Below are 9,655 nucleotides of genomic sequence, written 5' to 3'. Positions count from 1 at the left end.
CAGAGACTCCCGCCGCCACACAGAGCCCTCACTCGCACCCCCACCCCCACGCCCCCCCCCCCCCCGCGGGCCGGGCTCCTCGGCTGCGAGCCGCAGCAGGCCGGTGAAGTCGTCCTCGGAGGAGATGTCGGGACCGGCGCACTCGTGCAGGGAGCCGATGCCGAGTGAGACGGCGTGCGCGAGCGCGGCGCGCTGGGCCTCGATGCGCTGGGCCGCGGTGACGGCGCCGAGGGCGGCGGCGCGCACGGTGTGGTGGGCGTCGGCGGTCAGCGGGACGTCCTCGCGCGGCACGTCCCCCCCGGCCAGGTCCAGCAGGGCGGTGCTGACCACCGCCGAGTGGACGTCGATGCGGCTGAGGTAGAGCGGCCTGCCGCCGGTCGCCTCGTCCAGTTCGGCGCGGGTCGGGGGGCGCCCGCCGGGCCAGCGGGACGCGTCCCAGCCGTGGCCGAGCAGCACGCGGTCGCCGGGGCGGGCGGCGGCGAATTCCCGTACCCGGGCCAGGGCCGCGTCCAGGGAGGCGGCGGAGGTCAGATCGAGGCCGGTGAGGGCGAGGCCGGTGGCGGTGGTGTGCACATGGGCGTCGGTGAACGCCGGGGTGACCAGCGCGCCGTCGAGGTCGATCACCTCGTCCACGCCGTCCGCGAAGGCGTCGGCGGCGCCCTCGGAGCCGACCCAGGCGATGGCGCCGTGCTCGACGACCATCGCGGTGGCGAAGGGATCGGCGGGGCTGTGGACCTCACCGCGGCGCAGCAGAACCGTGCATTCACTCATGCCGGACAGTTTCTCTCCCCCCGGGGAGGGCGACGCCATCGGGGCAGGTCCGGCGCCCGGCGCGTCCTAGATCTTCGGCGGACGCGCCTCGTACGGCGTCGACAGCACCACCGTCGTCCGGGTCGACACGCCCGCCAGCGAGCGGAGGCGCGCGAGGAGTTCCTCCAGCTCGTGCGGGGTCGCCACGCGGACCTTGAGGATGTAGTTCTCCTCGCCCGCGACGCTGTGACACGCCTCGATCTCGGGGACCCCGGCGAGGCGGTCGGCGATGTCGTCGGGGGCGCTGGGGTCGAACGGTTTGACCGAGATGAACGCGGTCAGCGGCAGTCCGACGGCCTCGGGGTCGACCACGGCGGCGTAGCCGCGGATGACGCCACGCTGTTCGAGCCGGCGCACCCGCTGGTGCACGGCCGACGTGGAAAGGCCCGTGGCCTTGCCCAGGTCTGTGTAGCTCATTCGCCCGTCCTCGACGAGCAGCTGCACGATATGACGGTCCAGCTCCTCCATGGCGGAGAACCTACAGTGCCGTTGATCTCCACGGATAGCTGAGAGGTACAGGTCATGCCCTGTTCGTGATGTGCGCGTGGGTGATCGGCGGGCCGGCCGGGGACTGTCGGACCGGTCGCTTTCACTGTGACGGGCACCTGCGAGCGGCATGTGACGAACACCACAAGCCCTCGGAGCCCTTCGTGATGGTCTCGTGATTACCCGGAAGAGCGGACGGGAAGTGCTTGCTGTGGTCGAGGCCGCAGTGCCTTCACGGCCCAGCCCGAGGGGGAGAACCCAATGCAGAGTCTTAAGCGCCCTGGTCGCACCGCGCCCAAGCGGCAGCAGCCGGTCCTGGAAATCGTGCCGGAGGGCGTCGATTCCGACGACTTCGACGCGGAGGAACTCGACGCGTACGACACCTTCGAGATGTTCCGGGTGATCTGCCCGGACTGCACGCAGCCCATCGCGCTTCTGGCGGACGAGGAGTTTCTGCCGGAGCACGCGCTGTGCGTCTCGCCGTGGAACCCGTTCGGTCTCACGGTCTGCGCGGGCACCGGCCGGCAGGCCACGGACGCCCGTTCCGCCGACGAGTCCGTCGAGCCGCAGGAGCAGGACACCGCCCTGCTGCTGACGCTTCCGCAGGGGCTCGACTGGCGGACCCAGCCCTTCTCGCACGTGGGCGGTCCGGGCTCGCGCCCGATGCGCGTCCCGATGATGCGCCGCCACGCTGCCTGAACCTTTCTCCGCCGCGTCCGACGCGACGTCACACGGCCCGCCCCGACGCCGGGTCCGCCGTCCCTTCGCTCCCTCCCCGGGTACCGCCCCTCCACCACGGCCCGCACGCCGCCGCGGTGCGGAATCGGGCTGCCCGGACCCACCGGGACGGCGACCGCAGCGCGGTACGCCCTGCGGTGGGCCGCGCGCGGCATCACGTTCGCGTGGCCGCGGACAGGCGTACGCGGTGGGGACGTACGTGGCGTACAGGGGGGACGTGCGTGGGGTACAGGGTGGGGATGTGCAGGGCGCGCAGGGTGAGCCCGGACCGGCCGGGGCAGCGCCGCCGCACCCGGTCGCGGCGCAAGGCGCCCCCGGGGCGATCAAGTCCCGCCTTCCGGATGGGCACTTGGCCGTGCGGGTGGGTCGGTACGCCGATCGTCGTGGCCTCCGGCTCCTCCCGAGCGGCGTCCGTCGCGACGCGGCACCGGACCGTCACTGTGCTCGGCGTCAAAGCGCGGAGTGGGGGTACCGGCGGGCGGTGTTGAGTACCGGCGCAGGATCGGGGTGTCGGCGCGAGATCAAGCCACCGGCGCGGGATCGGGACACCGACAAGGATCGGGGCATCGGCACGGATCAGGACACCGACGAGGGTCGGAACACCGGCGCGCCATGCCGTACCCGGGGAAGACGGCGTACGCCCCCGTCTCGGCGCGCAGGGCACAGCGGTCGGCGGCGAGGAGCAAGGGGCCCGCTCTGCGGGAGGGAAGCCCGGCGTGTCGTGCTGACGAACTGACGGTCGATTCCGGCGTTCGGTGACCTGTCCCCGGTCGGGCGCGTTGCCCTGGTGTGACCCCCAGACATTCCACGACCGGGCGTCAGCGCCAGATTTTTGTACCGGTCCCCGCAGAATCGGTTCCGCGCGGCTCGCACGCGGCGCGCGCCCCCCAGCGGTACGTCCCGCTGTCGCCGCAGCAGCACCAGGACCCCCCGATCTTCCGGGAGTTGATGCTCACCTGGGAGCACCGCGGGCGCACCCTGCCGGGGCGCCACGATCCGGAGTGGGTCCGGCTCGCGGCGCCGCAGGTCAGGCCGGGGCAGTTCAGCGCGTCTCGGGACCCGCAAGGTGGCGGGCGATGACCATCCGCTGGATCTGATTGGTGCCCTCGACGATCTGGAGCACCTTGGCCTCGCGGAGATAGCGCTCGGCCGGGAAGTCGGCGGTGTAGCCGTAGCCGCCGAGGATCTGCACGGCGTCGATGGTGACCTTCATGGCCGTGTCCGTGCAGTGCAGCTTGGCCATGGCCGCCTGCTTGGCGAACGGCAGGCCCGCGTCGCGCAGCCGGGCCGCCGCGAGGTACAGGGCGCGGCCCGCCTCGATCTGGGTCGCCATGTCGGCGAGCAGGAACCGCAGCCCCTGGAAGTCGGCGATGGGCCGCCCGAACTGGCGCCGCCCGGCCGCGTACGCCACGGCCTCGTCCAGCGCCGCCTGGGCGACGCCGATGGCGCAGGCCGCGATGCCGAGCCGCCCGGAGTCCAGCGCGGCCAGGGCGATGGCGAAGCCCTGGCCCTCCTCGCCGATCCGCCGATCGTCCGGGACGCGTACGCCGTCCAGGTGAATCTGGGCGGTCGGGGAACCCTTCATGCCCATCTTCCGTTCGGGCGCCGCCGCGCTCAGGCCCTCGGCGTCGCCGGGCACCAGGAAGGCGGTGATCCCACGGGCGCCCGGCTCGCCGGTGCGGGCCAGCACGGTGTAGAAGTCGGCGATCCCACCGTGGGTGATCCACGCCTTGGTGCCGGTGATCGCCCAGCCGTCGCCGTCGCGGACCGCCCGGGTGCGCAGCGAGGCGGCGTCGGAGCCGGAGGAGGGCTCCGAGAGGCAGTACGCGCCGAGCAGGCCGCCGCCGAGCATCGCGGGCAACCGCTCGACCTGCTGTTCCTTGGTGCCGTGGGCGGCGAGGGCGTAGCAGGCGAGGGAATGGACGCTGACGCCGAGGCCGACGGTCAGCCGGGCGGCGGCGAGTTCTTCGAGGACCTGGAGGTAGACCTCGTAGGGCTGGTCCCCGCCGCCGTACTCACCGGCGTAGGGCAGGGCGAGCAGGCCGGAGCGGGAGAGCAGGGTGAAGACCTCGCGCGGGAAGCGTCCGGCGTCCTCCTCCTCGGCCGCCTTCGGGGCGATCTCGCGGGCGGCGATGTCACGGACCAGCGAGATCAGCTCGCGGGCCTCGTCCGTGGGCAGGTGCCGGTCCACCGGCTGGGCGCGGTCGGGCATGGCGACGCTCTCCTCCCTTGCGGGCACTGCGGCGGGCGTCGCCTCGGGTGGTGGCGGCTCCGCCGGGGAATTCCCGTGCGCCGGCCGAGGTCACCGCGCTCCCGGGTCACGGAAGCGGCTGACCGGCGGCTGCGCGCTGTGAGTCTGCCCGATCGGGCGGACTGCGTCACTTGTTGACGACCGCTCACGCCAGGAAACCCACGGTGGCTGAAATTGGTCCGAACCATTGACCCGACTGGTCTAGTCCTCCTAAGGTTCCGGTCAATCGCCGCATCTTCGCGTTCATGCCAATCGGCCCGCGCTCTCTTCCCCCTTTCCTCAGGAGACCTCTCGATGCGATCCCTCCCCCGCCCCCGCGCCAGATTCAGGGCGCTCGTGGCAGCGGTGTGTACGACCGTTCTCGGCGCCGGACTGCTGGCCGGGGCGGGCACCGCCACGGCGAAGTCCGAGTCGACGGCGGCCAAGGCACCGTCCGGCCAGAGCTCCGACAAGGTGATCGGCTACTACACCGAGTGGGGCACGTACGGCCGCGACTATCTGGTCAAGGACATCGTCACCTCGGGCTCCGCGAAGAAGCTCACCCACATCAACTACGCCTTCGGCAACGTGGTCGACGGCAAGTGCACGATCGGCGACAGCTACGCGGCGACCGAACGGGCCTACACCGCCGAGGAGTCGGTGGACGGGGTCGCCGACACCGCGGACCAGGCGCTGAAGGGCACCTTCAACCAGCTGCTCGAACTGAAGAAGAAGTACCCGCACATCAAGGTGCTGTACTCGTTCGGCGGCTGGTCCTGGTCCGGCGGCTTCGGTGAGGCCACCCAGGACCCGGCCGCGTTCGCCGAGTCCTGCTACGACCTGGTCGAGAACTCCCAGTGGAAGAACGTCTTCGACGGCATCGACATCGACTGGGAGTACCCGAACGCCTGCGGTCTCACCTGTGACACCACCGGCCGGGAGTCCTTCCCCGCGCTGATGAAGGCCGTGCGCGCCGAGTTCGGCAAGCGCAACCTGGTCACCGCCGCCATCACCGCCGACGCCACCGCCGGCGGCAAGATCGACGCCGCCAACTACGCGGGCGCCGCGAAGTACGTCGACTGGTACCTGCCGATGACGTACGACTTCTTCGGCGCCTGGGCCGCGGCCGGCCCGACCGCGCCGCACTCGCCGCTCACCGCCTACCCCGGCATCCCGAACGCCGACTTCAACGCCGCGGCGACCATCGCCAAGCTGAAGAGCCTCGGCATCCCGTCCGCCAAGCTGCTGCTCGGCATCGGCTTCTACGGCCGCGGCTGGACCGGCGTCACCCAGGCGGAGCCCGGCGGCACGGCGACCGGACCGGCGGCCGGCACGTACGAGGCCGGGTTCGAGGACTACAAGGTCCTCAAGGAGACCTGCCCCGCGACCGGCACGGTGGGCGGCGCAGCGTACGCCAAGTGCGGTGACAACTGGTGGAGCTACGACACCCCCGGCACCATCAACACCAAGATGAAGTACAAGGACAAGCAGGACCTCGGTGGCACCTTCTTCTGGGAGCTGAGCGGCGACACCGCCAACGGTGAGCTGATCAAGGCCATCAAGTAACACACACCACGGACACTTGGGGCGGGGATCGGCGGATCCCCGCCCCAAGGCTGTTCCAGCCCCGGTGACGAGGCTCCGGCGGTCAGCCCTCCCGGGGTGCGGGCACCCCGTCCCGGCGGGCGGGGCCCGGGGCCCGGTGGGAGGGGTCCATCTCCTCCACCGCGCGGAGGGTGCCGCCGAGGGTCTTGACCAGCAGCCGGCACATCGCGTCGCGGGTCAGGACCGGGCGGGCGATCCAGTCGAGGACGGCGCCCTCGACCCCGCAGATCCAGCTGATCAGCGCCACCCGGGCGACCGGCGCGATCTCCCGCCGCCCGTAGGCGCCCTCGGCGATGGTCTCGACGATCGCCTCGCGCACCCCGTCCCGGATGGCCTGCACCTCGGTGTCGAAGCCGACGCCGCCGCTGACGATCGTGCGGTACGCGGACTGGTGGTGCTCGGCGTAGCGCAGATAGCCGTCGATGGTGCGGTGCACCCGGTCCACCGGGTTGCGGTCCAGACCGGCGGCGGCGGAGGTGACCAGGTCGGACACCGCGTCCTGGATGATCGCCAGGTAGTAGCCGCGCTTGGACCGGAAGTAGTAGTAGATCAGCCCCTTGGCGACCCCGGCCTGGCGGGCGATGTCGTCCATCGACAGGGCGTCGTAGGACGTGTCGGCGAACAGCTTCCGCCCGATGGCGATGAGTTCGGTCCGGCGGGCCAGCGAGCGTTCGGTGCCGCGGGCCCGGGGACGGGAGGCGGCGTCACGCCGCTGACTGGTACTCACATTCGACCCTGGTCTCATCCGGGCTGCGGGAGTGAGCAGTATGCCAGGTCGGTCCGCGCCGGAGATCAAGGACGCGGAAACGGCCGGTCCCGCCCCACGGCACCGCCGGGCGCGGGATCAGACCAGGCCGAGCTGGGTGATCAGCATCGCGACGACCACCACGAGGGTCCAGCCGACGATGTGCTCCACGATCTTGGGGCCGTCCGCCCGGGGACCGCCGGTACGGGTGCGGGCACCGGCTCGGGTGGTGCTGGAGTGCGCGGTCATGGGCGGTCTCGCTCTGCTCGTGCGGGTGGTGGTCTCCCCCGTCGGCGGCTCGCCGATCCGTCCACTGTGCCACCGCGCGCGACCGGCGCGGCGGAGAGGTTGGTCACAGACGGACGCCCCCGGCACACCCCCCGGCCGGGCGGCGGAGGGCGCCCCCTGCCTGGTCAGCCGCCTGGTCAGCCGCTTACTCAGCCGCCGGTCAGCGCACCCCCACCGCCGCGAGCGCCGTGCGCTGCCGCGTGCCGGGGTCGGCCGGAAAGTAGAGGTAGCAGACCCCGCCCGTGCCGGAGGCGACCTTGCCGGCGGCGTTGTAGCGCTTGGTCCGCAGCCAGATGTTCTCCCACTCGCGCCGCCGGTAGACCCGCCGTACGGCGTCATTGCCGGGCGAGGCCGGGTCGTTGGCGATCACATCGCCGTCGGCGGTGAAGCCGATCACCGTCATCAGATGCCCGGCGGTGCCGTACCCGGCGCCGGTCAGCTCCGACTCCAGGAAGGACTGCGACGTGATGACCGGAATGCCCGCCTCGATGAGGGTCTCCACGTCCGTGAGCGAGCCCAGCCGGGTCACCACGCCCTGGAGACCGTCGAAGGTGGCGGCGTAGGCGGCGTTGAACGGCCAGTTGCCGCAGCCCGCGTACTGGTGGTCGTAGGTGTACCGGGCCGCGTGGCACACCTGTGGGTCGGTGTAGGCCGGGTCGACCCAGGACAGCTGCTCCTCGGTGAGCCTGCCGCCCCAGTACTCGATGATCATCTGCGAGGAGGTGGGGCTGCACCAGGCCTCGCCGCCGTTGTCGTACTGCGGGTACCGGCCCTTGTGGATCTCCTGGGAGTAGCGTGGCACGGCCAGTTCGGCGGCGAGCGCGGGCGTGGACGCCGGGACGGTGAAGCGGTCGGGGACGTCGGAGCCCATCGCGCCCACCCGCCACACGGTCGGAGTGAGCCGGGTGCCCGGCCTGCGGTACAGGGTGAGCCGCAGCCGGTACGAGGCCAGGCGCAGGCCGGACGCCGGATCGTCGATCCCGAAGGCGTCCGTCCAGACGCTGCTCCTGCCGTCGCTCTGGTCGTCCAGGGAGGTCCGCCGGATGTCCTCGTCGCCCGCCGCCCAGCGGCCCATCACGTACCAGGGCGTGGCCGTGCCGTCCGTGTACGTGCCGCTCAGCTCGATCTGGATCCAGGTGCCGGGCGCGGTGTGCGCGTTCCAGGACACGATGACCTCGGTGGCGGGCACGGCGAGCCGGTGCACGGGCGAGGTCCAGGTGCCGTACTCCCAGGTGGCGGTCGTCCCGGTGTGCGGATCCCGGTGGTCGACGGTGCCGGCCGGGACCGCGAGCACCAGACCCGGCCGGTCACCGGACACCGCCGAGGTACCGCGCGCGACACCGGAGCACCAGTCGTCGTACGAGATCCAGGCCCGGTTGTCGATCGGGCGGGCCGGAGCGCCGCCGCCGTCTCCGCCTCCGCCGTCTCCGCCACGGGGGGCGGCGGAGGCGGACCCGGCGCCGCCCGCGACTGCGGCGGCCACCGTCGCTGCCAGAACGGTTCTGCGGGACGGCTCTTCGACACGGCGCAAATCGGCACGGCGCATGGGTGTGCGACCCCCAGGAGTCCGGGACGGGCGCGGCCGGGTGTGACCGCGTGGGGCAACTATCCCCGCCGGGGCGGGGCGCGGCCAGCACCCGCGAGCGTGTGCCGGGCAGCAATATTGGTTCAGTCCATTGGCATGTCCCGGGTGGTCCGGTTCGGCGCCGCCCGGCCCGTACCAGCGATGATGGTGAGATGCCCCGCCCGAATGACACCGGTCGCACCACCCGGCCCGACCTGTCCCACCCGCCTGGCCCGTCCGGCCCGTCCGGCCCATCCGGCCCTACAGAGGCGTCCCCCCTGTCACCCCCATCTCCCCCGTCCCCCCTCCCCACCCTCGCCGGCGCCCTGCGCGCACTCCCGCCCTCCTGCGGCCCCGTGCGGCTCATCGCGGTGGACGGGCACGCCGGTTCCGGGAAGACCACCTTCGCCGGGCTGCTGGCCGAGGCGCTGGGCGGCGCGCCCGTCCTGCACCTGGACGACATCGCCAGCCACGCCGAGCTGTTCGGCTGGACCGGCCGCCTGCTGGACCAGGTGATCGCCCCGCTCGCCCGCGGCGAGGACGCGCGCTACTCCCCCTACGACTGGCACGCCCGCGCCTTCGGCACCCCGAGGGCGCTGCCCGTCGCGCCGGTGGTGATCGTCGAGGGGGTCGGCGCCGGCCGGCGTGCGCTGCGCCCGTATCTGGCGCGGCTGCTGTGGCTGGACGTACCGCACGGGACGGCGTGGGCCCGGGGGCGGACGCGGGACGGGGCGGAGCAGCGCGAGTTCTGGGCCGGATGGGTCGCCGCGGAGCAGCGGCACTTCGCCGAGGACCCCTCGCGGCCCTACGCCGAGGCGCTGGTGCGGCAGTTGCCCATGGGGTACATGGTGCTGCCGGGGCCTGTGATGAGTGCAGGTCCAGACCAGATTGTGACCGAGGGTGACGACCCCACGCCAATGTGCTGAACTTGTGAAGACCCTTGCGCCCCAACTTGTGCCGGTGCCTCAACTCGGCTTGACCCAAGGGCCGTACAGGACTTACGTTCTCAATGTGCGGCCAATCGAGGCCGCCGCAGGACGCGAAGCCCCCGGTTGTTCCCCCGTGATCGGGGGCTTCGTTCTGCCCTCCCCCTCTTTTCCCTCTCTTTTTCGGCGTTTTTCGCGCGCCGGGCGCTGATCCCCGCTCACCCTCGGTCACCGCGTGCGCCGTGCCGTGTCCGCTCGGCTCC

Annotated in this window: 9 protein-coding genes; 3 read left to right on the top strand and 6 right to left on the bottom strand. The window is 72.3% G+C overall.

Annotated elements, in window-relative coordinates; translation table 11 throughout:
- The coding region (locus ACFXAZ_RS22340) for an amidohydrolase family protein (RefSeq protein WP_384593893.1) at positions 1–771 on the bottom strand (771 nt) is incomplete at its 3' end.
- A gap of 66 nt (positions 772–837) precedes the next feature.
- On the bottom strand, positions 838–1,278 hold the full coding sequence (locus ACFXAZ_RS22335) for an Lrp/AsnC family transcriptional regulator (protein WP_384593890.1): 441 nt from the start codon (positions 1,276–1,278) through the stop codon (positions 838–840).
- 279 nt (positions 1,279–1,557) lie between these two features.
- On the opposite strand from ACFXAZ_RS22335, the gene ACFXAZ_RS22330 reads away from it, so the two are divergent.
- Complete coding sequence (locus ACFXAZ_RS22330; protein WP_384593887.1) at positions 1,558–1,995, top strand: hypothetical protein; 438 nt, start codon at positions 1,558–1,560, stop codon at positions 1,993–1,995.
- A 1,081-nt stretch (positions 1,996–3,076) separates the two neighbouring features.
- Here ACFXAZ_RS22330 and ACFXAZ_RS22325 read toward each other — a convergent pair.
- Positions 3,077–4,246, bottom strand: a complete 1,170-nt coding sequence (locus ACFXAZ_RS22325; protein WP_384593884.1) for an acyl-CoA dehydrogenase family protein — start codon at positions 4,244–4,246, stop codon at positions 3,077–3,079.
- A 333-nt stretch (positions 4,247–4,579) separates the two neighbouring features.
- Here ACFXAZ_RS22325 and ACFXAZ_RS22320 point away from each other — a divergent pair, with 333 nt between their 5' ends.
- The gene (locus ACFXAZ_RS22320; protein ID WP_384593881.1) at positions 4,580–5,830 is read left to right on the top strand and encodes a glycoside hydrolase family 18 protein; all 1,251 of its coding nucleotides are present in this window, start codon (positions 4,580–4,582) and stop codon (positions 5,828–5,830) included.
- Positions 5,831–5,912: 82 nt separating this feature from the next.
- Here ACFXAZ_RS22320 and ACFXAZ_RS22315 read toward each other — a convergent pair whose 3' ends face one another.
- The 3 genes from ACFXAZ_RS22315 to ACFXAZ_RS22305 all read right to left on the bottom strand — a co-directional run bounded on the left by ACFXAZ_RS22315 (position 5,913) and on the right by ACFXAZ_RS22305 (position 8,433).
- Entirely contained in the window at positions 5,913–6,614 is a 702-nt protein-coding gene (locus ACFXAZ_RS22315) for a TetR/AcrR family transcriptional regulator (protein ID WP_384593878.1), read from the bottom strand.
- Positions 6,615–6,713: 99 nt separating this feature from the next.
- Entirely contained in the window at positions 6,714–6,863 is a 150-nt protein-coding gene (locus ACFXAZ_RS22310; protein WP_384593876.1) for an SCO1431 family membrane protein, read from the bottom strand.
- A gap of 199 nt (positions 6,864–7,062) precedes the next feature.
- On the bottom strand, positions 7,063–8,433 hold the full coding sequence (locus ACFXAZ_RS22305) for a peptidase C39 family protein (RefSeq protein WP_384593913.1): 1,371 nt from the start codon (positions 8,431–8,433) through the stop codon (positions 7,063–7,065).
- Between the two features lie 311 nt (positions 8,434–8,744).
- Between ACFXAZ_RS22305 and ACFXAZ_RS22300 the strand changes: the two genes are divergently transcribed.
- On the top strand, positions 8,745–9,392 hold the full coding sequence (locus ACFXAZ_RS22300) for a uridine kinase (protein ID WP_384593910.1): 648 nt from the start codon (positions 8,745–8,747) through the stop codon (positions 9,390–9,392).
- The last annotated feature ends 263 nt before the right edge of the window (positions 9,393–9,655 follow it).

The organism is Streptomyces sp. NPDC059477, assembly GCF_042749375.1.
Lineage (GTDB): Bacteria > Actinomycetota > Actinomycetes > Streptomycetales > Streptomycetaceae > Streptomyces.
This window is presented reverse-complemented; position numbering and strand designations above follow the sequence as displayed.

Excerpts from the sequence above, each read along its gene's own strand:
- ACFXAZ_RS22335 (WP_384593890.1), bottom strand. The coding sequence starts at position 1,278 with ATGGAGGAGCTGGACCGTCATATCGTGCAGCTGCTCGTCGAGGACGGG.
- ACFXAZ_RS22330 (WP_384593887.1), top strand. The coding sequence starts at position 1,558 with ATGCAGAGTCTTAAGCGCCCTGGTCGCACCGCGCCCAAGCGGCAGCAG.
- ACFXAZ_RS22325 (WP_384593884.1), bottom strand. The coding sequence starts at position 4,246 with ATGCCCGACCGCGCCCAGCCGGTGGACCGGCACCTGCCCACGGACGAG.
- ACFXAZ_RS22320 (WP_384593881.1), top strand. The coding sequence starts at position 4,580 with ATGCGATCCCTCCCCCGCCCCCGCGCCAGATTCAGGGCGCTCGTGGCA.
- ACFXAZ_RS22315 (WP_384593878.1), bottom strand. The coding sequence starts at position 6,614 with ATGAGACCAGGGTCGAATGTGAGTACCAGTCAGCGGCGTGACGCCGCC.
- ACFXAZ_RS22310 (WP_384593876.1), bottom strand. The coding sequence starts at position 6,863 with ATGACCGCGCACTCCAGCACCACCCGAGCCGGTGCCCGCACCCGTACC.